The 25,544-nt window shown below is 36.0% G+C and carries 23 protein-coding genes; 5 read left to right on the forward strand and 18 right to left on the reverse strand.

The features are described 5' to 3' along the window. Window positions 1–99: 99 nt before the first annotated feature. Both MKZ14_RS21380 and MKZ14_RS21385 read right to left on the reverse strand, forming a co-directional pair. Window positions 100–1,554, reverse strand: coding sequence for a sodium/proline symporter (locus MKZ14_RS21380; RefSeq protein WP_339280453.1), 1,455 nt, complete (start codon window positions 1,552–1,554; stop codon window positions 100–102). Between the two features lie 86 nt (window positions 1,555–1,640). After that, complete coding sequence (locus MKZ14_RS21385; protein ID WP_036079681.1) at window positions 1,641–2,522, reverse strand: LysR family transcriptional regulator; 882 nt, start codon at window positions 2,520–2,522, stop codon at window positions 1,641–1,643. A gap of 137 nt (window positions 2,523–2,659) precedes the next feature. On the opposite strand from MKZ14_RS21385, the gene MKZ14_RS21390 reads away from it, so the two are divergent. Beyond that, window positions 2,660–3,355 carry an L-2-amino-thiazoline-4-carboxylic acid hydrolase gene (locus tag MKZ14_RS21390; RefSeq protein ID WP_312123875.1) on the forward strand — a complete coding sequence of 232 codons (696 nt, stop codon included), beginning with the start codon at window positions 2,660–2,662 and terminating at the stop codon, window positions 3,353–3,355. A 5-nt stretch (window positions 3,356–3,360) separates the two neighbouring features. Continuing rightward, on the forward strand, window positions 3,361–4,572 hold the full coding sequence (locus tag MKZ14_RS21395) for a Zn-dependent hydrolase (RefSeq protein WP_339280454.1): 1,212 nt from the start codon (window positions 3,361–3,363) through the stop codon (window positions 4,570–4,572). Window positions 4,573–4,622: 50 nt separating this feature from the next. Here MKZ14_RS21395 and MKZ14_RS21400 read toward each other — a convergent pair whose 3' ends face one another. Beyond that, window positions 4,623–5,150 carry a GrpB family protein gene (locus MKZ14_RS21400; RefSeq protein ID WP_339280455.1) on the reverse strand — a complete coding sequence of 176 codons (528 nt, stop codon included), beginning with the start codon at window positions 5,148–5,150 and terminating at the stop codon, window positions 4,623–4,625. 204 nt (window positions 5,151–5,354) lie between these two features. On the opposite strand from MKZ14_RS21400, the gene MKZ14_RS21405 reads away from it, so the two are divergent. Beyond that, window positions 5,355–6,137 carry an ABC transporter ATP-binding protein gene (locus tag MKZ14_RS21405; RefSeq protein WP_339280456.1) on the forward strand — a complete coding sequence of 261 codons (783 nt, stop codon included), beginning with the start codon at window positions 5,355–5,357 and terminating at the stop codon, window positions 6,135–6,137. Further along, window positions 6,134–7,753, forward strand: coding sequence for a hypothetical protein (locus MKZ14_RS21410; RefSeq protein WP_339280457.1), 1,620 nt, complete (start codon window positions 6,134–6,136; stop codon window positions 7,751–7,753). The genes MKZ14_RS21405 and MKZ14_RS21410 overlap by 4 nt, the downstream gene beginning before the upstream one ends. 68 nt (window positions 7,754–7,821) lie before the next feature. Here the strand turns inward: MKZ14_RS21410 and MKZ14_RS21415 are convergent, their stop codons facing one another. From MKZ14_RS21415 to MKZ14_RS21440, 6 genes are all read right to left on the reverse strand, one after another. After that, a complete protein-coding gene (locus MKZ14_RS21415; RefSeq protein ID WP_339280458.1) occupies window positions 7,822–9,102 on the reverse strand; it encodes a histidine--tRNA ligase in 1,281 nt (426 codons plus the stop codon). Window positions 9,103–9,353: 251 nt separating this feature from the next. Then, the gene (locus tag MKZ14_RS21420) at window positions 9,354–9,785 is read right to left on the reverse strand and encodes a MarR family transcriptional regulator (RefSeq protein ID WP_258858914.1); all 432 of its coding nucleotides are present in this window, start codon (window positions 9,783–9,785) and stop codon (window positions 9,354–9,356) included. Continuing rightward, on the reverse strand, window positions 9,775–10,056 hold the full coding sequence (locus MKZ14_RS21425) for a transporter suffix domain-containing protein (RefSeq protein WP_103118974.1): 282 nt from the start codon (window positions 10,054–10,056) through the stop codon (window positions 9,775–9,777). Before MKZ14_RS21425 ends, MKZ14_RS21420 begins: the two co-directional genes overlap by 11 nt. Window positions 10,057–10,204: 148 nt before the next feature. After that, window positions 10,205–11,848: a DUF4179 domain-containing protein gene (locus MKZ14_RS21430; protein ID WP_339280459.1), complete on the reverse strand. Its 1,644-nt coding sequence runs from the start codon at window positions 11,846–11,848 to the stop codon at window positions 10,205–10,207. Further along, the gene (locus MKZ14_RS21435) at window positions 11,835–12,368 is read right to left on the reverse strand and encodes a sigma-70 family RNA polymerase sigma factor (RefSeq protein WP_004225288.1); all 534 of its coding nucleotides are present in this window, start codon (window positions 12,366–12,368) and stop codon (window positions 11,835–11,837) included. The genes MKZ14_RS21430 and MKZ14_RS21435 overlap by 14 nt, the downstream gene beginning before the upstream one ends. Before the next feature lie 569 nt (window positions 12,369–12,937). Beyond that, window positions 12,938–13,546 (reverse strand): response regulator transcription factor, encoded by a 609-nt coding sequence (locus MKZ14_RS21440; protein ID WP_339281025.1) that lies wholly within the window; start codon window positions 13,544–13,546, stop codon window positions 12,938–12,940. 311 nt (window positions 13,547–13,857) lie between these two features. On the opposite strand from MKZ14_RS21440, the gene MKZ14_RS21445 reads away from it, so the two are divergent. After that, the gene (locus MKZ14_RS21445) at window positions 13,858–14,616 is read left to right on the forward strand and encodes a geobacillin-26 family protein (RefSeq protein ID WP_339280460.1); all 759 of its coding nucleotides are present in this window, start codon (window positions 13,858–13,860) and stop codon (window positions 14,614–14,616) included. A 524-nt stretch (window positions 14,617–15,140) separates the two neighbouring features. Here MKZ14_RS21445 and MKZ14_RS21450 read toward each other — a convergent pair. From MKZ14_RS21450 to MKZ14_RS21490, 9 genes are all read right to left on the reverse strand, one after another. Continuing rightward, on the reverse strand, window positions 15,141–16,361 hold the full coding sequence (locus tag MKZ14_RS21450; RefSeq protein WP_339280461.1) for an MFS transporter: 1,221 nt from the start codon (window positions 16,359–16,361) through the stop codon (window positions 15,141–15,143). A 142-nt stretch (window positions 16,362–16,503) separates the two neighbouring features. After that, window positions 16,504–17,502, reverse strand: coding sequence for a LacI family DNA-binding transcriptional regulator (locus MKZ14_RS21455; RefSeq protein ID WP_333006069.1), 999 nt, complete (start codon window positions 17,500–17,502; stop codon window positions 16,504–16,506). A gap of 74 nt (window positions 17,503–17,576) precedes the next feature. Continuing rightward, entirely contained in the window at window positions 17,577–18,575 is a 999-nt protein-coding gene (allD, locus tag MKZ14_RS21460; protein WP_339280462.1) for an ureidoglycolate dehydrogenase, read from the reverse strand. Window positions 18,576–18,590: 15 nt separating this feature from the next. Continuing rightward, complete coding sequence (locus MKZ14_RS21465) at window positions 18,591–19,598, reverse strand: zinc-binding alcohol dehydrogenase family protein (protein ID WP_339280463.1); 1,008 nt, start codon at window positions 19,596–19,598, stop codon at window positions 18,591–18,593. Next, window positions 19,586–20,851 carry a hypothetical protein gene (locus MKZ14_RS21470; protein ID WP_339280464.1) on the reverse strand — a complete coding sequence of 422 codons (1,266 nt, stop codon included), beginning with the start codon at window positions 20,849–20,851 and terminating at the stop codon, window positions 19,586–19,588. The genes MKZ14_RS21465 and MKZ14_RS21470 overlap by 13 nt, the downstream gene beginning before the upstream one ends. A gap of 12 nt (window positions 20,852–20,863) precedes the next feature. Then, the gene (locus MKZ14_RS21475; protein ID WP_339280465.1) at window positions 20,864–22,363 is read right to left on the reverse strand and encodes an altronate dehydratase family protein; all 1,500 of its coding nucleotides are present in this window, start codon (window positions 22,361–22,363) and stop codon (window positions 20,864–20,866) included. A 21-nt stretch (window positions 22,364–22,384) separates the two neighbouring features. After that, complete coding sequence (locus MKZ14_RS21480) at window positions 22,385–23,650, reverse strand: MFS transporter (protein ID WP_052125406.1); 1,266 nt, start codon at window positions 23,648–23,650, stop codon at window positions 22,385–22,387. Between the two features lie 36 nt (window positions 23,651–23,686). Continuing rightward, on the reverse strand, window positions 23,687–24,520 hold the full coding sequence (locus MKZ14_RS21485) for an SDR family oxidoreductase (RefSeq protein WP_258858921.1): 834 nt from the start codon (window positions 24,518–24,520) through the stop codon (window positions 23,687–23,689). After that, window positions 24,513–25,535, reverse strand: a complete 1,023-nt coding sequence (locus tag MKZ14_RS21490) for a zinc-binding alcohol dehydrogenase family protein (protein WP_312123868.1) — start codon at window positions 25,533–25,535, stop codon at window positions 24,513–24,515. The genes MKZ14_RS21485 and MKZ14_RS21490 overlap by 8 nt, the downstream gene beginning before the upstream one ends. Between the last annotated feature and the right edge of the window lie 9 nt (window positions 25,536–25,544).

Below are 25,544 nucleotides of genomic sequence, written 5' to 3' on the forward strand. Positions count from 1 at the left end.
AGTGGTTGCTCTCCCTTCTATCATATTTCAATATAGTCATAAGCATAAAAAGAAAACTCCTCTTTTGAGAAGTATATCTTCAAAAGAGGAGTTAAATTATTATTTTAAAATATCTTTTAGACCATTTTCATTTTTATCAGGACATACTAAAGACACGACTACTCCAACAATTAAGCAAATAAAGAATGTCGCTGCCTTGGCTGACACAACAGCCTCCATAGGTGACAGGGACCATGCAATCGCACTAATAAAGCCGACAATAATTGTCGCAATGACCCCAATGCCTGAAACACGTTTCCAGAAAAAGATTAAAAGGATTACAACCGAAAACGTATTGCCAATCCCTGCCCATGCAAAGGATACTAAGCTATAAATCACAGAACCTGATTTAAGTGAAATGATAATCCCCACAATCCCACTAATAACAGCCACTAGACGCGAAAGGTGAACTAATTTTTTGCTAGAAATATTCCAACGTAATGTTTTATGAATTATGTCCTCACTTATCGATGTTGTGATGACTAACAATTGAGACGATGCCGTTGACATAATAGCTGCTAAAATACCAGCCACAATAATTCCTGCAACCCAAGGTGGTAAAATTTCAAACACCATATGCGGCAATATCATTTCAGGATCCTCAATAGAGCCTTGTTTATACAAAGTGGACGCAAAAATAGCAGATAGAAAGGCACCCACATAGACAATTAATGTCCAAATAATTGCCATATTACGGCCAGTAATTCGCTCTTTTTCAGTCGTAATAGCCATAAAGCGAGAGCTCAATTGAGGTTGCCCCCCTAGCCAGCCAAAGAACCATGATAGATTTGTAAATAGCATCGCCCCTAAGGCAAGACCATTTAAGCCTCCAACCCAACTATCCGCCCCATTGCCCATTTGTGCAAGCTCTGTTGAAATGCTTAAACCCTGATGTTGAATTTCCATATAAGCTGCAATTGGTACAATAACGAACGAGATCAGCATTAAAAAACTTTGGATTGTATCTGTCCAAACAACAGACATAAATCCTCCCATACATGAATAGGCAATTATTATTGCACCAATAATAATTGTACCCCATGTAATGTTAAGTCCTGAGAATGAATAAATTGTTTTACCCATTCCTGAAAATTGAGCTGCTAAATAACAAACAAAGAATAACACCATTACTGCAGAAGCTAACCAACGAATTATATCTGCGTGCTTTGGAAATTTAACGGCAATATAATCTGTTAGGCTATTCACTTTATATTTTTGTTGCTCTGTCATAAAGCGTTTTGATAAAAATAGCCATGATGCAACAACGCCTAAAAGCATGCCAGATAAAATCCAAATACCAGACAGCCCAGCCACATAAATAAAGCCAATTGCCCCTAAAAACATATAGGCGGATTCACCCGTAGCACGCTCAGAAAAGGCTAATGCCCAGCCCGGTAGTTTATTTCCCCCTAGAAAGTAGTCATTATGTGATAAATCTTTTTTACTGAAGTAAATACCTACTCCTAACATAGCGAGTAAATAGATAAATATTTCAACATAAACAATTGTATGCATATACCCAAAGTCCTCCATATGATTAATCTAAACAATCCCAATTGGTTTTATCAGATAATAGTTCGGGTTTTTTTAATTGTCAATAACTAATTTTGTAAAAAGGAGGCAAAGTATTTCGATATTTCTACAAACTTTAAAGCTCCTGGAGAAAGAAGAATACTGTGTTTATGTGCAATTCCAACCTGTCTAATATATGCTTGATAAAATTTTTTTCTAATCAGGTTACTTGGCGCATGTAGCAAAAGGGAATTCGGCACAATTGAAATACCTAAATTTTCATTGACCATCGTCAAAATGACTTGGTCAACCGATAATTCATAGACCACATTGGGATGAATTTTATGTTTAGCCAAAATCCTTGATACATCTCGATCAATTGTACGTTTAGGCATAATCCAGCGCTCATCCTGCAATTGCTCTAGAGAGAGCCTGTCTTCATTCGCCAATGGATGATCCTGTGCCATAATGCAAACAAGCTCATCATTAAAAATCGCATCGAATACAAGATGTTTAGAACTTGGCTGCACTAAAAAACCAATATCCACAACACCATTGTGAAGCCAGTCCTCGATTTGATCATAATCTCCCTCCATCAAACGAATTTGTAAGTCTGGATGATGCTGTTCGAAATACGCTAAAACCTTTGGTAATAAGACCAATGAAACACTTGGTAGAATACCAACCGATAATGTACCCCCAATGAGATTTTTTAAATTTGCCACAGAGGTTTCAAGCTGTTGTTGTTGCTGCAATATTTTGGATATGTGTTCGTAAACAATTCTCCCCTCACTCGTTAAAACAATATTATTGCGGTTTCGAATAATTAGAGAAAGCCCTAATTCTGCCTCTAAATTACTAATCGTATGACTAATTGAAGACTGTGTGAGATTGAGCTTTAAGCCTGTTTCTGTAAAATTCCCTGTATCGATAAGTGTATGGAAAGCAATATATTGCGCTAATGTAGCCATGCTATTCTGCCCCTTTTATGATTTTTTTTCATATATGATTGTGCAAATATTCATTTGATTTAAATTACTAGCCACCTCTATAATAAAAATAAAATCCAAGTAAATCAATATGATTTGTTAATGAGGTGGCTCATAAAATGGCAGAGGAAAAATTAATGATGAAGGCTTTATCTATGGACATAATTACCGCAAAAATGTTTACAGAATTACATCTCTCCATTACAGAGCAGTATGGAGAGCATGGTCGGACATTAGTACAAAAAGGTTTAGAGGCGTTTGGTTTAAAGGATGCTGAAGCAATGGCGAAAAAAGCAACAGCTGAAGGTGAAAATCATACTTTCTTTGAATACTTACCCCAAATCGTTGTAGGTGAAGAAAAATTTGCTAATTTAACACCGTTTGCTCGATTTTCTAAAATGTTTGCACAGATTGCCAAGCCAGTTGTTGATGAATATGGAGAAGAAGGTGAACAAGTGATTATGCGGGCAGTAGAGCGTTTTGGCCATAAGCGAGGCCAAGGTATTGCTCAACGTGCACGCACAAACGGCCTAGCAAATTCAGTGGATAACTATTTAACAAACTATGATATGGGTCGTAGTGATTTGTTTGAAATTGAAACGGTGTATAAAAAAAATGAGGTAGAACAAACGTTTACTCACTGCCCACTAGGTCAACAATGGGCAGATGATGATATGGGTAAATACGGTATTTTATATTGCAAAGTCATCGACCCCTCAATTGCCAAAGGGTACAATAAAAATCTAGAGGTGGTACATGATCAATTTGTTTTACGTGAAGGACAGTGCCACTTCCAATTCCAAATGAAAGAGTGATGGTCATGATTAATGGAGTTAGGCTCTTACAGCATCTTCAAGACTTAAGTCAAATTGGTCGCAATGAAAAGACAGGTGGCATTAACCGCTTCTCGTTCACGCCAGAAGAAAAGCAAGCCATTGAGTTAGTCACAACTTATATGGAACAAGCAGGGATGAGTGTTACAATCGATGCTGTTGGAAACCTTATTGGTACATATGGTGAAGGAAATGAAACCATTATGCTGGGATCTCACATCGATACAGTACCAGAGGGTGGCAAATTTGATGGAGCATTAGGGGTACTAGCAGCTATTGAAGTGGTACATACTATCCATGAGCAACAGTTGCTACCTTCTAAAAAAATCCAAGTTGTCGCTTTTAAGGATGAGGAAGGAACGAGATTTGGATTTGGACTCCTTGGCAGTAGTGCTATGGCTGGTCTTTTAACAGAGGAGCAATTACAGCATACAGATGAAGCTGGCATTGCTATTGAACAGGCCATGAAGGCTTTCCATTTATCACCTTATCCTTTAACACAAGTTCATCGTCATGATATTAAAGCTTATTTAGAAATGCATATCGAACAAGGAAAAGTGTTAGAAAATGAAGACCTACCAGTCGGTGTAGTCACAGGTATTGCTGCCCCTTTATGGCTAGAGGTTACAGTAACGGGTGTCAGTGAACATGCTGGTGCAACACCTATGCCCATTCGTCAGGATGCCCTAACTGCAGCAAGCGAAATGATTTTAGCTATTGAGCAACTATTAAACAATACAACAGATTCCGTTGCAACGGTTGGTAAGCTAATGGTCTCTCCAAATGGGACAAACGTTATACCAGGTAAAGTCACATTCTCCATTGATCTTCGTGATATTGACGAAAATAAAGTAAGTGCCTTAGAACAAGAAATTATGCAACAACTTCAACAAATTGCTGAACGAAGACATGTTACATTGACTTCAAAAGTGTTGCAGCGCATTAAACCCGCAAAAACGGATGCCATGCTACAACAGCAACTCACTATAAGTATTGAAAAGCAAGGTATACGACCTTATTCTCTCATAAGTGGTGCTGGGCATGATGCAATGAATATAGCTGAAATTGCACCGATTGGGATGTTATTCGTCCGCTCAAAGGACGGCATTAGTCATAATCCATTAGAATATAGCTCAGATGAGGATATTATTGTAGCAACGAATATTTTTTACGATACTGTTGTCGAGCTCTCTAAATAGCCCATTCTATAGAAGAAAGCCATTCTCTAAATTTTTTTAGACTGGCTTTTTTAATATTTTTCATAGCCTTCGTTTTTAGCTTGAGTAATTATCTTTTGAATGAAGGGCTCTTTTTTCAGGGTATATGTTGGGCGATCATATTGAAAATGATAGGCAAGCTGTTGCTTTAAAGTTTCATATTCATGTGCCGTTTGAGCATTTAATCGAAGATAATCTCGGAAAAGGCATTTGTCAATCCATTCACTACTGTTATATTCACATATATGTAAATGACAAGTTCCTTGGCTCCATAGCCCTTTTCTAAAAAATCTTCTATCCATTAGCTCAGGTTTAGGAACATATTCATACCCAATTATTCTTAAATCCTCTATTAGTTCCGAGACTCCTTCTATACTTTGGACTCCTAGCAGAATATCAATAATGGGCTTAGCCTTTAAACCTTTGATAGAGGTACTGCCAATATGTTCAATCCCTAAGATAGAATGACCAATAGCTTCTTGTATGCTCCTTTTCTCAACTAAAAATTGTTCTTCCCAATTTGGATCATAGTCAGACAATACCACTTCAATTTTTTTCATGTGTCATTCACCTCTCTTTTTGAAATAAGTCAACTATTAAATAAAGCGTATTTACCTTAAATTTTTTCAATCTCCTTTAATATAAGAGGATCTCTCTATTTTTGATAGAATTGGTTTCATTTTAGTATAAGGAATATTATTTCTTTTAATATGATATAGTGTAATTATGGTTAAATTTTCTAAATAATTGAAAGGGGCTATAAAATGGAAGAAATTTTAACAATTACGAATTTAACGAAGAGTTATGGAAACAAGGAAATCTTGAAGGGGATTGACCTTCATGCAGCTAGAGGTGAAATCATCGGTTATATTGGCCCCAATGGTGCGGGTAAAAGTACAACTGTAAAACTTATTCTAGGGCTAGAAGGTGATTATGGCGGTGAAATTAAGCTTTTTGGGAAAAGCATAGAGCAAGACCAAATTGATTATAAACGGCGAATTGGTTATGTCCCTGAAATCGCTGATGTTTATGATAACTTAACAGGCTATGAATATTTAACCTTTATCGGCCAGCTATATGGATTAGAGCTAGAGGAGGCGGCTGACAAATCCAAATCACTAATGGAGCTGTTTGGAGTTGGTGAAGCGTACCATTCTAGAATTTCTTCTTATTCTAAAGGTATGCGTCAAAAACTACTAATTATTGCAAGCCTAATACATAATCCAGACCTGCTATTTTTAGATGAGCCGATCAATGGCCTAGATGCAAACAGTGTCATGATTTTTAAAGAAATCTTAACGCAATTAGCTGCCAACGGAAAGACTATATTTTACTCATCTCACATTATGGATGTAGTTGAAAAAATCAGTAGCCGTATCATTCTGCTGTATGATGGAAAAATTGCAGCGGACGGAACATTTGCCCAATTACAAGCAGATAATACTGAAGGAACATTAGAAAGAATTTTTAACCAGTTAACAGGATTTCATGAACATCAGGAAATCGGAGAAAAATTTGTGTCCGTCGTTCGTGGGGGACAATTATGACAGATTTCAAAACGCTACGATTGCTTGATAAGTTCCGATGGCTTTTTATCAAAATGGGCATTGATTATGACATGATGAGAAAAATCCTCCATACAAAATTAACAATGGATGAACGGAAAGTACCTACCCTATTTAATCAAAACAAAAAGAAAGACAATCAAAAGTACGGCTACATTAAGTCTCTATGGATTTATATGTTATTCGGGCTTATACTCATCCCGCTTATGGGATTTGGTCAAAATTATTTATTTCAAATGAGTATTGCCTTTGCAATGATCATCTTTTTGATTATGACTTCATTGATTTCTGACTTTTCTTCTGTGCTTTTAGATGTACGAGATAAAAGCATACTTTCAACTAAGCCTATTTCAGCTAAAACAATTAATGCAGCAAAATTTATGCATATTTTTATTTATTTATCCTATTTAACATTGGCCCTAACAGCCATCCCTCTAATAGTCAGCCTTTTTACTCAAGGTATTGTGTTCTTTATTTTAACAGGTCTTGAAATTCTATTAATGAATTTATTTATAGTTGCCATCACAGCCATTTTATATATTGCCATTTTACGCTTCTTTGATGGTGAAAAGCTGAAGGATATGATTAATTATGTACAAATCGCTTTATCTCTAATGCTGATGATTGGCTACCAAGTTCTTATTCGATCCTTTGAATTCGTCAATTTAGATATGGTAGTGGCGTTTCATTGGTGGAACCTCTTCTTAATACCGATGTGGTTCGCCGCTCCTTATGAACTCATACTGCATGGTGACTCATCCTTATTGACAGTCATTTATACCATCTTAGCAGTGATTGTACCTATTATTTCGATTTGGATCTATATTAAACTCATACCAACCTTTGAACGCAATCTCCAAAAACTGCTAAGTACAAGTAAATCGAAAAAGGAAAAGAACAATCGACTAAAGTCGTTTTTATTAACCCTTGTGTGTAGAACACACGAGGAACGAGCTTTCTATCGCTTCGCAGCTCTGATGATGAAGCAAGAGCGAGAGTTTAAGCTAAAGGTTTACCCATCTTTAGGTTTTTCATTTATTATTCCCTTTATTTTCATGTTTACTTTTAGCAGAGGGGAAGAAGTCGATTATGCTAGTAGTATGAGCTATTTAAATATCTATTTTAGTATGATGATTATACCATCCGCTGTCCTTATGCTTGGTCACTCTTCTAAATATAAGGCTGCATGGATTTATAAAACACTCCCGCTTAAAGATTATACAGAATTACAAAAAGGTAGCTTAAAGGCATTTTTAATTAAATTGTATATTCCGTTATTTTTAGTACTAAGTATAGTCTTTAGCTATATTTATGGTATTCGAATTATCCCTGATTTACTAGCTGTTTTGGTAACAAGCTGGTTATATACCATCCTTTGTTTTGTCATGATGACAAACAAATTACCCTTTACCAAACCCTATGATGAAGTTAACGATGCACAGGGCTGGAAGATTCTTTTATTATTGCTCCCTTTAGGTTTACTTGTAGGGCTGCACTATTTGATAGCTCAAATAACATACGGCTCTACGATATATTTCATTGTGCTTTTCTTCATCAACAGCTTGATATGGAAGCTGGTTTTTAAATCGGAAAAATAACCAAAAAAAAAAACGGCTCAAATCCTATAATAGAGTGGGATCAGCCGTTTTTTTCCATGCTGTGGTGTTTAAAAGATAAACGCAACGATTTCTTCCTCACCGCTTTTCATATCTTTTATTTTATACATATTTTGATTGACCTCGTTATCTCCTAATACAATAACCTTTGGTGTGTTTTCACGATTGGCCTTTTCCATCGCCTTTTTCACTTTTTTCCCACTTAGCTCAACTTCTATTTTATATTTTTCTCGCCGTAATGCAGTTGCTAGCTTTAGTGCCTCTTTTTCTGTTCCGAGAGGAATAATATAAATATCCACACTAGGAGCATTTTGATCTATTTTTCCCGAAAGCTCTAATGCTGTATAGATGACATCTAAACCAAATGAAATACCAACAGTAGCATAGGTTTGATTTGTCTCTAAAAGGCCAGCAATTGCATTGTCATAGCGTCCCCCACTACCAATACTTGAGCGGATTGTTCCATCTGCTAAAAAAATTTCATAAATTGTTCCTGTGTAAATTTCAAGTCCTCTCGCTAAAAATGGATTGAAAATACATTGCTCACTTATTCCAAGTGCCTTTAAATAAGAAGTTAGTTCCATTAATTCCTGTAAACCTTGTTGTAAATAGACATTCTCGGACGCGAAACCTTCAAAATACGCCATACTTATTTGAGGACGTTCATCTAAAAAATGCTTTATTTTATGAATACTATTATCTGATAACCCCAATGCCTTCAATTCTGCTAGCATTGTTTTCTCGTCTATTTTTTCAATCTTATCTAACGTTAAAATAGCTCGATTCATTTGATCCTGTTCAACCTCAAATAATTGCAGAAGACCGACTAAAAGCTTGCGATTATTAAATTGGAGATTAATTTTCAATTTAAGCTGATCAAAGGCATCTATCGCCATCATCATTAGCTCCGCCTCAGCAGCCTGTGATTCTACTCCAACAATATCAACATCACATTGTGTAAATTCGCGAAAACGACCAGCCTTAATCGGGCCATCTCGAAACACCTTGCCAATCTCATATCGTTTAAATGGCATAGCAATCGCTGGATTCATCGCTACAACTTTTGCAAATGGAATTGTTAAATCATAGCGTAACGCTAAATCTCGCTCACCTCGATCTGTTAATGTATACATCTCCTCTAAAATCTCAGCACCACCAGCATATTTAGAGGCCATCAGCTCTGTATAGTTAAGAATAGGTGTTTCTAACGGCTTGCAGCCATAGGCTATAAATGTATCTTCTAACGTACGGCGTATCGCACGACGAGTTGCCTCCTGCTCCGGTAAGTAATCTTGTGTTCCTCCAACATTTTGATAGTCCATTTTTTTCATCATCATTTCCTCCTCATTTTTTGAGCAATAAAAAAACCGTATAACGATAAAGCCTCAAATCAGCTTTATTTATACGATTACATGAGAAATAGTCTTCCTATTCAATATTAATAAGTTAATAAAGATAGCAAGACTAGTGATGATGATGATGTTTTGTTGTGAATGATTGGACAAGAGTAATGACCATGTTTATTCCCCCTTTTATTTTAAGGGTTACTATAAGATACACCTAACAAAATGTCAAATTTTTTCTAAAATTCATACAGTATTTTTTTCATTTTTTCTAGAGTAGCTAACATTTCAGCTAATTCTTCAGTTGTTAAGTGAGCATGGTACTTTTCTGTAATCTGTTGATTAAAGGCTTCAATTTCCTGTTTATATAATAGACCCTTCTCACCTAATTCGACAGAAAAGGCACGCTTATCCTCCTCATGCTGCCTTTTCATTATATAGCCATCCTGTTCAAGCTTGGTTAATTGCTGACTCACTGCACTTTTTGTAATAGCCATTTTATCTGCTAATTCTGAAGGCGAGCAGGATGGATGACGCATCACTAATGTTAAAAGAACATATTGCTGATTATTTAAGGAGAAATTAGTATAAGCCCTTTCCATTTTCTCAAGCATGATCCAAATATCTTCAATGGTTTGATTTATTTGCTCCGCTACCTGGTTATTCTTCATTTTTTTGAGTGTCACCTTTTTCTCGCCATTTTTTAGGATTTAAGTAGCTTTTAAATTTGTTGGCTACTTCTTTTCCAACAAGTAAAGCACCAAGCCAAAATAAGATTTCAGCCAAAATAATACTTCCTGGTATTATCCCTGCCTTTACTTTTGTAGGTATCGGTGTGAAAGGTGTAATAATTGGGATTAACCATAAAGAAAGTGAAAAGATAATAATGCCTAATCCAAGCTTATAAGCAAAAGATTTTTGTGTTTTTTCGTTAGAGGTCATGTATCTTCTCCTGTACAATAATTAATTTACTTAAGTTAACTAAACTATATTATACAATTCATTTTATGTAAACCTCTTTAATCTTCATAACAAAAATCCCCATCTATTTGAATAGTGAAGAATCAAATAGATGGGTCTGCTAATACTGTTATTTTCCAAATGTAAGTGGTATACGAAGCTCTGCATCTGGATAATTCGTAGTATATTTCCAAATATAAATATCAAGATCTTTATCTTTAAAATTCTTATACTCATCCATCTGCTTATTATTTTCATCACCAAGTATGCCAGCCATCATAGGCATTCCATAATTTCGCTCTTTATGATCTAGATAATAAGTCTGAGAGACACCACCAAATGTAGGTTCAGTGCTAAAGGATTCCACATAGAGATTGCTATCTTTCTTATAGTAAGTCCATGTAATTGAATACTCCCCAATCGTAGATGTCTTACTTTGAGGTGTATCTGATATATTAGTCAAATGAATCGGTTGCTCGTCACCATCTTTTATATCAACGCGATGTTTAGCTACCAATGCCACAGATTGATTCGCTAACGAGGTCACATCCACTCCAGTCAATTCAAAATGAAGTTCGGTTTTATAAGGATCGTTTTCTATATCCCATCTACCTCCATCCAAAAGTACGCCACCAATATCCAGCTGATAGTCCATGTAAGGAATATGTGCATATTTTTCCTTATGGGTCAGTATTAAACGTACCTGTGTTGGAGTAACTTTCATTTCATGAATTACTATTCCATTAGATGCATTTTCTAAAGGAATATTGACGACTTTTTTAAATGATCCCTTGTTTAATTGTTCTTTGGATAAATTCATCTCTATATTCCAATTATCCTTTGCAATATCTAATGTATGTTCATAAGTTAGTTGGAACTTTGTATCCTTCGCTCGTAAGCTGTCTGAAGTGAAAATTTGCTGACTAAAGTATTCACCAGTTGCACCAGGAGTTCCAAAAACTGGTGTTTCCACTTCTTTAATCGTCTGATTTTTATCATCTAGCGCCTTAATTCGTACCCATTTGTTCTTCATTTCAGAATCTGTAAATTGAACCGCTGATTGGAGCATTACTTTCCCGTCTGATTGTTCAAAGGTTTGTAGAATTACATTGTCAATTCCATCCTTTTTAATGGTGAAATTCTGCGTTTGAGAGTCATTAGGGTTGTAATTAATAGGCAGTTCTTTATCACCAATAGAATGAATATTCTCCATTAAAAATTTAATGTCTGACTTCTGATTATCTGCCACCCAGTCTGTCTCAAAATACCCTTGGAAAAGACCAAGATCTTCATTCCAGCGATGTGAGTAATTCCCTTTAATAAAATCACCATTCGCATCTTGAAGCCCGATTTGATCAAAACTCACATTCATTCCATCCCAAGAGGCCTCAGGTTTCAAACTATACAAAAGAAAGGTTCTGTTATCATCGATAAACGCCGTATGTACGGTCAACGTAAACCCATCCTTCGTAACGGATTTCTCAATAGTCTGCCCTAAGCCCTGGTCTAATGCAGACTGAATACCAGCTCTATAAGATAGAATAGTTGACCAATCGTAATTCAGTGCTGCATAGACAGGTGTAGCCATTAGAGCAACAGCTAATCCTGCGACCAAAACAAATCTCTTTCTTTTTCGAGGTAGAAGTTCGATCGGTTCACCTACCATTTTTAGTTCATCCTGCTGGATACCATTCCACATTTGTTCAAAGTCAGGATACTTCATGTTATGGTCTGCGTTCATCTCTTTTTTCAATTTCTTTTCAATGCGTTCCAAATTGATTCTCTCCCTTCAACCATAAATTTTGATTTTGTTCTAGTTTTTTGCGCATGATTTTCAATGCCTTATGGAGTCTCGATTTCACTGTTCCCACTGGAATCTTTAGCGTTTCCGCAATTTCCACTAATGATAGCTCACCAATGTAGCGTAGGGTGACAACAGCCATTAACTTTTCTGGTAGCTGTCTGAGTAGTGCCTCCCACTCCTCCTCAGCTGCCTTCTCCAGTACAATGGTGTCTACAGATTTAACTGATGCCGTAGTTTGCTCCTGTAGCAACTGTACCTGACTCACTTTTTTTAACTGAGCCTGCTTTCTTTTAAGCAAATTTAAACATTGATTCATCGCAATTCGTAAAATCCAAGCACGTGTATGCTCTACACTTCTCCAATCCTGACGAAAGACGGTGACAAATACATCATGGCAGAGATCTTCCGCATCTTGGGCGTTCCGTAGCATGTAATAACAGGTACGGTAAACATCTTTGTTGTATGAATCGAATAATTCACGTTCTGTCAATCCAAGGCACTCCTTTCTGATGGTTCTACGTTATAAACAAATGACTACTAGAAAAGGTTCATTTTTTTGAAAGTACATATTTCACGTTATATATTAAACACAATAACCCCGCTCTAATTAAAGAGCGGGGTAGGATTCAAAGTTGCAAGTAATTGAAAAATGTTTGTTAAAGAAAACAAACTAGTATTACTGATACTAATATCAGTAATAGAACTAGAGACTGTAATATTATTGTTAATAATTCGATCAATTTCAACAATGAAAACTTTAATGGCAATATTCATTGAATTGAAATGTCTAGATAATACTGACACAAATCTTTAAAGGAAAGGCAAATTTAATGTATGCTTATAACAATAATATTATTTATTCAATATGATTTGATACGCCCTCATTGCCATGGTCAATACATCTTCTCTAATGGGTTCATTCGGTTAATCTTTTTTCTAAGTATTTTGAGGTGGATATATATGTTAATAAAACATAAATTTATTGAATGTATCTCTTAAAAATATCTTAAATCAATTATAATTTCACACTTAATACTTGTAATAACAAAAATTATTTGTCTAATATAGCAAATGATGCTCTTTTGCAAAATCTACTGCTTGATTACGTGATTGTACATTTAATAAAGTGAATAATTGTGTTAAATACCTTTCCACTGTTCTTTGTGTTACATTAAGTTTCTCTGCAATTGCATTATTTGTAAAGCCTTCTGAAATTAAATTTAGTATAAATTTCTCTTTTTCGTTGAGTTCAATAATATTTTTAGGTTTATTATATGTTTCTAAAAAATCCAAAAAACTTTCATTTAATAAAATTTCACGTCGAGCAGCAGAACGTATTGTTCTAATAACCTGATCTTTAGGTGCCGTTTTAGAGATCACTCCCTCAATCTTTCTTTCTAAAACTAGAGGATAGTAATCTATAATATCGTCACCTGTGTAAAGAATTATTACAGCATTTTTTTGTATGTTTTTGATATCTCGAGCTAATTTAATTCCATTTATTACAGGCATATGAACATCTATTAAGTAGACATCGTAGTTATTTGTCTTTATTTTTTTCAATGCGGTTGTTGTATCTCTCTCTGTGTCAACTTTAATATCATCAATATCCAGAAATAACATTTTTGAGCCCTCTAAAACAATAGGATGATCGTCTACAATAAGAATTTATATCAAGGTTTGACCCACCCCTTATTTAATTAAAAATCTATATTACAAAAAAATTAAGACACATTGTTTCAATTATCTTTTTACAATAACATATTGTTTCAATTTACGAAATAATTAAACATTTATTTATTTCTTAGTCAGACCGAAAATTTAATTGGCGGTTTCCGACCAAAAAAATGTCGGTTGCCATGTCGGTGATCAAAGTGATACTGTTTGAATAACTCGAGTATTAAGAAATTGCTATAGTAATTAATCGAATTATCTACACAAGCAAATAATTATTTTACAAAGAGGAGCTGTAATGAATTATGTTTAAAAAAAAACTTTTAACAAGTGCTATTGCTTTTACTACTATTTGTTCAACAATAACACCATTATCCGCCCTTGCTAATGAATCAACACCAATTCGTACATATTCTTCAGAGTATGTAACTCAATCCATATCTTATGAGAATACTCAGTATGATTATCAAGTATTACAAGATGATGAATTTATTAGAAAAATTCGGGTAACTACAGCAAACGAAACAAGCACTGCTGAATACAATAAAGTAACAGGGGAATATACACTTTTTGATAGTAATGGAGAGATCTATCAAAATCAAATTAGCCCATCAACAGTTCAATCTTCAAATGAATTAACTATAACTCCTTATGGAACTACTATTACCAATGTTTATAATCAAGTTGATAACATTTGGTTTTCTCAATGTAAAGTAGATAGATATGATTACACTTATCCTACATCGACTAAATACGTATGGTTTATCTCTACTAACAATTCAAACGGAAAGAGTGTTATGGAGAGTACATCTAATAATGGAGATTTAAGTAATTTTAAAGCTGCTGTTAAAACAATGAAAACTAAGGAAGTAGAGGCAGCAGCAGCACTTGCAGGTGCCTATGCGGCAGCAGTAGCTGCTTTAGCTACTGCTGCACCAACATTAGGAATGTCAGCTGTAATAGCACTGTTAGGTTCAGTTGGAGCAGTTGGTACAGGGGCAGTTCTACTTTGGCAAGCATACGATGCTCATAACGATGCAATATTTTATTATGGTCGAGTATAATAACCCAAAATAATTAATTTAAATCTTTTATAAAAATGGAACTCTGTATTGCTTTATTAGAGTTCCATTTCTATAAATTAAATCTTAAGTTATTGGAGGTTTTTTAATGTATTATTTGATAATATTTTTGGTAATAATTAATTTAATTATTAATGTTTATATTTCCTATATACGCAAGAACACCCAATTTGAAGGTATACTTAAATTTCTATCTATAACAAATATAATTATACTTGTTTTATTAATCATTTTTCTAGTAAAAATTCGTTTTTTCTAGGTTGAATTCAATACCCTTTAAACCTTAACAGCTTTATGAACTATCTTTCTTCTTAATTTGCTTACAGTTATAAACTAAATCAGATGAAACATTCCCTAAATATTAATGTATTTCAAATGCATTATTTTTTAATTAAATACTAAATTTAAAAATGATGGTTTGATATTTGATATAGGAAAGATTGATAGCTCGGCTTCCACCTTTAATTCCAAAATTATATTAGAGGTAAATTGAAATTACAAATTTTTTATATTTTCAATACAATCTCTTCCTTCAAACCTTCAGAGGCAGATTTTGAATGCATAAATACATATAAAACTAGGGAGAGGAAAATAGCTACAATTCCAAAGACAATGCAGACCATTTGTAGGGAGAGCCATTCCGCTAGCAATCCTAAGGCTAATGTAAAGACAATCTGTAGCACATTCATGACCATCGTTGAAACACTACCGAAACGGCCCATAATTGATGTCGGTACACATATTTGATAAAAAGTGCTGTAGCCTGCATTACAAAATGACATACATATTCCTAATGCTATAAAGCTAACAATCGCCATTATCACATTCGGTGAAGAGTAAAACAATGTATAGCAGATTGTGGTCAAAAGCAGACCATAGACAATATATTGTCTTGTTGAAAACCTTTTAGCATAACGAGCAGCCATTGCTCCACCAATAATAGCCCCAATCCCAGCGATACTAACGATGACACCATATAGACTATCAGAAGCTTGTAGGTTTTGTTTAATAAATGTTGCTTCCTGTGAATCTAATGCAAAGGCAATCATCATTGCACCCTGAAAATATAGAAATACTTTGGCAAAGACTTGCTCTTTTTTAATATAGGCATAGACAATACCATAATCCTCTTTTAGCATGCTCCAAGTAATGGGTTTTCGGTGCATGTCCTGATGATCTTCTACTGCGGGAAGCTTAAAAATTGAGAGTGCACAGATAAAGAACGTCAAGGCATTAAACCAAAATGCTATAGATATATTTGAAATGGCAATGATAAACCCAGCCAATGCTGGCCCAATTAAAAATGAGCCTGAGCTAAACATTCCTAATATTGCATTAAAGGATTGTTTATCTTCGTCTGGAACATATTTTGAAATATAATAGGTACTACTCGGTCCAAAAAAGCTACTTGCTATATTAGATAAAAATAATACGCTATAGATGAGCCAAATAGAGGACGTAAAAGGTAACAATAAAATCAATATGCCACGAATGATATCACTATAGATCATTAATTTTTGTTTATTCGATCGATCAATAATGGAGCCTGCAAAAAAGCTTGTTAAAATTCGAGCAATCGGTCCTACAATAAATATACTAGCCATAGCAGTAGGCGACTCTGTTAAATGCCAAACTAATAAATTGAGGGCAACTAGATTCACCCAATTTCCTAAATACGAGAAACCAAAGCCAAATAGAATGAGCCAATACTTCCTAGCAATGCTCATAAGTCCCCTTTCTATCACCAAAATGAATGATTGGTCTTTTTTGACATAAAAGTATTCCTTTAGATAATCATATCTATCGATGAATAGCTGTGCAACTAAAAATAGCAACCCTTAGCTAAGTTCATAGCTTTGGGTTGCCTTTTTAGTTAGTTGAATCTCGCTGAATTAATATCGGTTTGAAGCGGTATAGTTTTTGGTCATCAGCTAGATGTTCTTTTTTTATTTTTGCTAAGAGCAATGATGCCGCTTTCTGTGCCATTGGTAAAATAGGCTGTTGTAATGTTGTAATGGAAGGTGTTAAAAAATTGGCATATGGTACATCATCCACAGCGATTACTTGTACATCATTAGGCACATGTAAATTTCTTTTTTTAATATAGAGCATTAATTCTTGGAAAATACGATCATTTGCCGCAATGATTCCCCTAGGTGGTTGCTCCAATGTAAATAACTGATTAAAAATCTCTGTCATCTCAGCTGGCTCACCATTTTTTATATAGCGCTCATCAATCAACAAATTCCTATTTCTGAGCGCTTGACGAAATCCTTCTAAACGTTCGACACGAGGAGTAATCGGTAAGGCTAAAGAAGTAGTGATAAAGGCTATTGGTTGTTTTCGAAATGTCTCCACAGCCGTATTCATGGCAGAAAAATTATCAAGCAATACAGCAGGAATATCTACTCCCTCAATAAAACGGTCAATAAAAACGATTGGCATTGCCTGTTGATGAAGTCTTATGTAGAGATTTTTATTTTCTCCTGTTGGAAAAACGATTAAGCCATCTACCTGTTTTTCTAGTAAAGTTTCGATATGCTTTTTCTCTTTTTTAGGGTTATCCGCCGAGTTACACACAATCATATGAAAGCCTTCTTTATCAAACTCTGCTTCCAATGCATTTATTATTTTTGTTGAAAAGTCATGAATAATATTCGCCACAATAATACCAATTGTAAAGGTGGATTTCTGTTTTAAGCTACGAGCCATTAAATTCGGACGATATTGCAATGCTTCAATAGCCTCTTCAATTTTCTTACGAGTCTCTGCACTCATATATTCATATCGCTTATTCAAATATTGCGATACTGTACTATTCGAAACATTTGCATATTGTGCAACATCGGCAATTGTTGTTTTTTTCACTAAAATCAATCTCCTACCTATAATATGAAAACTCTCCTTGGTATTATGTAGCATAGCATACTTTACTGGTTAAATTAACTAGTCAAATAGTTATATACTTGTTCAGGTAAGTCAATGCCCTTATCCATTGTTTCCACACTACGTATCTGTTCAATTTCACCAGGCACTAGTACCTGATCAAAATTTGGTGCTGTTGGCGCATCATGTAATTCATTTATCATTTGCGAGATATTTGCTTTGAATTGATCAACATCTCCAAAAATATTTGGATCTAATACATATAAATATTGCCCTAAATTACGTTTCTGTTCGTAATTGCCATACATTTTTGAAATGTGAGGACCAAAAGCTGCACTTGCTAAAATTCCAGAAAGAACATCTACTACAAGTGCCATACCATATCCTTTTGGCCCTGCAAATGGTGTTAAAGATTTTACTTGGTGTGGGTCTGTAGTTGGTGCTCCTTGTGCATCAACTCCCCATGTATTTGGAATTGTCTCCCCTTTTTCACGTGCATATAGAATTTTCCCTAGCGCTACATTGCTTGTTGCCATGTCCAAAATAATCGGTTTATCGTTGGTTGGAAAACCGTAAGCAATTGGATTCGTACCAAAGTAAGGCTCTTTTCCGCCAAAAGGAACAACTGCGGAGTCCGTTTGAGAGCACATAATAGCAATTAAATTTTCACTCGTGGCTTGTTCAAGAAAATAGCCGAGTGCCCCACAATGGCTACTCTCTTGAATAATCGTTGTACATGAGCCATGTTCCTTAGCCACTTTAATGGTTTCATCCATAGCTTCCTTACAAATGACATGCCCAAAGCCATTATCCCCCTTAAAAAGAAGGTGATTTGTGCCTCTTTTTTCTACTGAAAAATGAGGGTTTTTCGTTATTCCACCTGCCTGTAAACGTGTTATATAATGCTCTACGCGCATAACACCGTGAGAACTGACACCACGTAAATCGGCATAAATCAAAACATCTGCTACTTGCGCTGCTGTTTCAGCTTCAACACCTTCACTTGTGAATTTTTGAACTACTATTTTTTTTAATGCTGGTACAGAAATATTCATTGAAAATCCTCCCCATTATTTAAAATAGATTTGTGCTTTATTTGTGTTGTATTGTTTTGCCTCAAAGTAAGAAATAGCTTCATCGAATGCAATATGCTTCGTAACATAGCCTTTCTTTATAGCTCCTGACTGCATGTAGTTCATAACCGTCTCAAAATCTTCTAACGTAGCATTACGGCTGCTCTTCAATGTTAATTCCTTTGAATGAAATTCAGGATCATTAAATGTAATGGTTTTCTTCATTAAACCAATAAACACTAATGTGCCACTATTTTCTACGTATTGAAATGAGGATTCCATTGATTGTTGATTGCCTGTTGCATCAAAGACAACTGTAGGTAGTTCACCATTAAATTTTTCATGTAACTGCGCCATTATGTCATGGCTGCCAACAATCACACCATCTGCTTCCGACCATGCCTGTCCTTCCTTTAAACGTTCTTCGTTCAAATCCATTAATACTGTTTTTGCGCCACGTAATTTAGCAAAACGTGCAGCTCCTAATCCAATGGGCCCTGCACCGATAACAAGTACCGTATCATTTTCTGTTAGTTCCGAACGACGTACTGCATGGGCACCAATAGCTAATGGTTCTACAATGGCTAATTGGTCACCTGACACAGCATTATCAGTAATTACAATACTGTCCTCAACTACGATATATTCGCCCATACCTCCATCGATATGTACACCTAATACTTTCAAGGACTTACAGCAGTTCGTTTGACCTCGACGACATGCAGCACACTCCCCACAATGGATGTATGGAATAACTGTTGCACGATCACCTACTTGAATGTCCGTAACTGCTTCACCAACTTCTTCCACGATAGCAGCTAGTTCATGGCCTAATACTCGTGGATAACGAAAGAATGGCTGTTCACCTGCAAAAGCATGTGTGTCTGTTCCACATACGCCAATATGCGTGATTTTTAATAAAACATCATGATTTCCTTCAATACTCGGCTTGTCTACTTCACGTTCCACCATTTGAAACGGTTCATTAATGATCAATTGTCGCATGCTATTTCCTCCAATAAACTAGTAATTGTGGCTAATTGCTGAATAACCTCTGCTGCATCACACTGGAAATATTGTTCGATAAATTGTTGCATTGGCTCTGACTGACCTTGTTCAAAATCGTTATGGATTTCAGTCAGTTTTTCAATAACTTGATCAGATTCACGAATGGAAAAGCGTGTTGGATTCATTGCATATATCCCTATTGCTAAAGCTTGATAGTATATTTCTGTTTCAGTGTATGGGGCAATACGTGTTTGCCACTTGGATAACTCATTTAATTGAATATCATATAGCTGATGCTCAATAAAGGGGTTTAAAAAACGTTCAAAGACATCTTGCTGATAGTGTTCATCCACTTGGAAGCGTTGGGTAAAATCGTTTGTTACTTTTTCAATAAAGGCTCGAACACCTGCATGAGAAAATGCCTCTCTTACAGTTGTATGGTTAAAAATCTTGCCGAATGCTGAAAGCAAAATATGACTACCATTTAAAATGGCGACTTTGCGTTTCCGATACATGTCTAAATCATCAAAGACAAAAGGTAAATCAAGACTTGTTGGCCAATGTTTAAATGGCTCTTTTTCATCAATTACAAATAAGAAATAGGGTTCACAAACTGTGTAAAGGGCGTCCTTCCCCTGATAATCTCGGGGATAACCTGTTACAATACGGTCGACTAGTGTATTACAAAAAGTTAACGTAGCAAGCCATTCATTAAATGCTGTAGGCAAATTCCAGTCTTTAGCGTGCTGTAGACAAATCGTTTTTAATGTAGAGCCATTCTGTTCTATTAATTCCAAAGGCACAATTGCCAATTGCTTTTCACCTTGAAAATGATTGTAATATTGTTCTAGAAAGACGGTTAATTTTGCTGCATAGCTTGTTGGGCAAGCCGTGGGATAAGGAATATTTTCATAATAAATCCCTGCCTCTGTTGTATTAGACACAATCATTTCTAATGTTTCAGACTGCGCATATTGTAAAAATGTATGCCAGTTCTCATACGGGTGAATCGTATCTTGAATAATCTTAACAGTGGTTTCTTCTTCTATAACCTCACCGTTTTTTAGCCCACGTTCCATCACTTTGAACTGTAACTTTTGTTCTTCTAGCTGTTTGAGTGTTTTTCCTCTTGCTGTTGCTGCGACTGAAACGATACTGCAAGGGACTTGTAGTTTTTCAACTGCTAGATCAAAAAAGCCTCTGATAAAATTCCCATCACCTATTTGCATTATTTTAATAGGATGTTTCATATCATTTCTCTCCTACATCGTGACGCCATCTTTAAAAATGGCGATTTCTTTGAATCCATATTTCTCATTATTTGTTTGCACTTCACCTGAAGCTAGCGCTATTATATAATCCATAAATTCATCGACTAATACATCCATCGGCTTCCCTTCCACTAACTGCCCTGCGTTAAAGTCAATCCAATTTTTTTTACGTTCATAAAGTGGTGTATTTGTTGAAATTTTAACTGTAGGTGTAGGTCCCCCAAACGGTGTACCTCTACCTGTTGAGAAAAGAACGATTTGGCAGCCTGTAGAGGCAAGTGCTGTTGTTGATACAAGATCATTTCCTGGACCGTTTAGTAAATGTAGCCCCTTTGTCGTCATACGGTCACCGTAATCAAGTACCTCTTTTACTTCTTGGAAGCCCCCTTTTTGAATACAGCCAAGTGATTTCTCTTCCAATGTTGTTATTCCACCCGCTTTGTTTCCTGGAGAGGGATTTTCATAGACAGGTTGTTTATATTTAATAAAATACTGCTTAAAATTATTTACTAAATGTACAATATCCTTAAAAACAGAGGCATCTTTTGCACGTTCCATTAAAATCTGTTCAGCACCAAACATCTCTGGAACTTCCGTTAACACCGTTGCACCACCCGCTGAGATCAATTGGTCAGAAAACACGCCTATCATCGGATTAGCTGTAATGCCAGAGAAACCATCACTACCGCCACATTTCAAACCAATTTTCAATTCTGAAATAGGTAATGCTTGTCTTTCGAATGTCGTCACATAGTCAAAGGCTTTTTCAAGCAGTAGTTGACCCTCTTCCATTTCATCTGCTGATTCTTGAACATTTAAAAAGGAAACGCGTTGTTCGTCATAATGACCGATTGTTTTCTTAAAGAGCTCAATATAATTGTTCTCACACCCTAGTCCTAATACAATAACTGCCCCTGCATTTGGGTGGTGAATTAAATTAGCTAAGATTTTTTGTGTATACTTTAAATCATCACCAAGTTGTGAGCAGCCATATGGATGAGCGAAATGCTGTACACCATCAAAATTGTCAGCCTTCAATAATTGATTGCCCAACTTCGCCAGATTTTCAGCTACTTTGTTAATACATCCAACCGTATTAATGATCCAAATTTCATTTCGAACACCAACCTGACCATCTTTTCTACGATAGCCTTTGAACATGCGCTGTGCGTGACGAGACTCCGCTACGTGATGTATTTTTGGAATAAATTCATAGGTTAATTCACCCGATAAATTGGTTTTCATGTTATGTGAGTGAACCCAGCTACCTGCTGGGATTTCTTCTGTCGCATGACCAATTGGAAAACCATATTTCATGATATGTGCATCTTTAGAAAGAGTTGTGATGGCAATCTTATGCCCAGATAGTACCTGTTGCTGTAACGTTATTTCTTTTCCATCCAATGGAAGTAAAAAGCCTTGAGGAAGATCACTCAAGGCTATGGCAACATTGTCCATCGGATGAATTTTAATAACTGCTTGATTGTTCATTTGAATCCATCCTTTCTATTTCTAAGCTATTTCTTTATGAACTATTGGTGTAACAAATTTAATAACTGCTAATGAAGCGATAACCGCTAAGCCGCCTGCAAGTAGGAAAGCTGCGGAGAATGTTCCTGTTCTGTCTACTAGGAAACCTGTTAAAGTTGGCCCAATAATACCAGCTGTGTTTGCAAGGAAGTGCATAAAGCCACCAACAGATCCAACATACTTAGATTCCACCACATCATTAATGATTGCCCAGTAAATAGCTCCTGTTAAATATAAGAAGAAAACAGAGGTAGCAACAAGCGCAACAGCACTAACTGTTGTTGTTACAATGCCCGCGCAGCCAATCGATACAGCTGCTAAGAATAAACATGTAACTAGAACGACTTTACGAGAGAATAAAACTCCCTTACGCATAAAACGTTTATAAATGAAGTCTGAAACAATTCCGCTCAATGCTAAACCTAGGAATCCTAAAATCCACGGAATAACTGTTACAATACTCATATCTTTTACAGCCATTCCACGAGCTTCTACTAGATAGCTTGGGAACCAAGTTAAGAAAAAGAATAGAATATAGTTATAGGCAAAGAACGAAAAGGCTGTAAACAATACTGTTGGCTGTTTTAAATAGTATGATAGACCACGACTATGATTGATATCTTCTGCTGCAATCTCTAAATTTGCCATTGGTTCTACACTGTCTTCTTTGTTCGGCTTTTCTTTTACCACCTTAAACCATACAATTGCCCAAATAAACCCAAGAATCATAATCGCAATAAATGAATATTTCCAGCCATATGCTAATGCAATATAACCAACGATTGGACCTGCAATCGCACCACCTAGGGGAGTACCACTATTGGCTAGCCCAACTACAGAGGCACGTTTATCCGCCGGGAACCAGTTATTCACCATTTTATTTATGGTTGATGACAATGGCCCTTCCGCCATACCAAATACAATACGAACAATAATCAACGAAGCGAACCCAACGACTAAAACCATTGCTCCACTAAATAAAGACCATACAATCATCGCTACAAATAGCGTTAACTTGGCACCAAATTTATCGGAAGCCATTCCACCTAAGAAGTTGAAAATGGCATACCCAACAGAGAAGCTACTAAAGATAATCCCTAATTGTGTTGACGTTAGATGAATATCTTCTTGAATAAATGGTGCTGCAATTGATAATGCTGAACGATCTAAATAGTTTATGACACCCGCTAAAAATAGCATGACAATAACAACCGTTTTGCCGTCTCCAAAAATACCTTGTTGTTTCATATCATTCACCCCTAAATTTGAAATAAATCTCCTTTGTTAAACGCCTGAGTAAGCCATAAATCCACCATCAACAGGAATTGTTACGCCAGTGACAAATGCTGAGTATGTATCATCAGCTAAAAATAATAATGTTCCTAATAAATCTTGTGGTTTTCCAAAACGCTTTTGTGGTGTAGCTGCAATGATTTTTTCTGAACGTGCAGTTAATGAACCATCTTCTGTTAGCAATAAATTACGGTTTTGTTCGGTAATAAAAAATCCTGGTGCAATGGCATTAACACGTAAACCTGCTTCTGCAAAATGCACAGCCATCCATTGTGTAAAGTTATTAATCGCTGCCTTTGCCGCGCTATATGCAGGCACTTTTGTCATAGGAGCATAGGAGCTCATGGATGAAATATTAATAATCGTCCCCTTCGTTTTCAGCAATGCTTCGCCAAAAACTTGGGAAGCCAAAAATGTTCCTGTAAAATTATTCGAGAATACGCTTTCAAAACCACTTGGTGTTAATTCAAAGAAATTTGGTGTAGTCGATTGTTCTTTATATACTTCATCAGCCGTAATAGCATCTGGATGATTGCCGCCCGCTCCATTAATCAGTACATCAATTTGACCATATTGCTGTAAAATTGCTTGTCTCGCTGCTATTAATGACTCTTTGTTTAAAACATCCACAGAAAAATTAATTGCTTCTCCGCCATTTTCTGTAATCGATCGGACGACTGCTTCTCCTTTTTGCGCCGTACGATTTAAAATAGCAACTCGCATACCTTGTCTAGCCAATTCCATTGCCATCTCTGAGCAAAGAACACCACTACCACCTGTTACAACAGCCACTTTATTTTGTAATGCTTCATGCACCTTACTCACCTACTTTTAAAATAACTTTACGTACTTTATTTGGGTTTTTTTCTATATATTCAAAGGCTTCTTTTGCTTCATGTAATGAGAAAGTATGTGTAATTAAACCTTGGTGCTGTAGCTTTCCAGCATCAACAAGCTTCACTACATTTTCAAATTGGAATGTTTGTAAACGTGAGCCTTTAATCGATAATTCCTTTTTTGTGATTGGTAGTGGGGCTAGCTCAATGGCTTCCTCTCCAAAGCTAAGGACTACCACTCTTCCAGCAACTGAAACAGCATCGATAGATTGCTTGAATGTTAGTGGAATACAAACTGCATCAATAGATACATTGACACCTACTCCATCTGTCCATTGATTAACAGCCTCTAATAAATCTTGCTCGTTTACATTGACAACTTCATCCGCACCAAGTTCTTTTGCAAATGAGAGCTTAGCTGGATCCAAATCAGAAATCATCACGCGTGCGTCCATTAATTTAGCCATCTTTAAAATACAAATGCCAATCGGCCCTGCGCCTTGAATCAACAGCGTCTCACCAGCCTGCAATTCACCACGATATACGGCTTGCGCGCCAATTGTATAAGGTTCGATTAAGACTGCCTCTTCTAAAGGGGTGTGGTCTGCTACTTTATGCAATTGCTTTTCAGCAACAACAAAACGCTCACGCATACCTCCATCTTCATGAACACCAAAAACAGAAAGCTGTTCACAGACATTTGGTTGTCCTTTACGGCAAGCATAGCACTCACCACAATATCGAATTGGTTCGACAACAACCTTGTCACCAGCCTTTAACCCTTGTACCTCTTGACCAACCTCTAACACACGGCCAACAACCTCATGCCCAGGTACACGAGGCAATGTCGCTAATGGATTCGAACCATGATAAATATGCATGTCTGAGCCACAAATGCCAACATATTCTGTTTGAACAAGGACATCTGTTGACACTGTTATCACTGGTTCTGCTACGTCAATTAAAGCCATTTCAAAAGGTTTGATTACTTGTAGTGCTTTCATACATGTCAC

Origin of the sequence: Lysinibacillus sp. FSL P2-0066 (assembly GCF_037969495.1) — a bacterium.
Classification (GTDB): domain Bacteria; phylum Bacillota; class Bacilli; order Bacillales_A; family Planococcaceae; genus Lysinibacillus; species Lysinibacillus boronitolerans.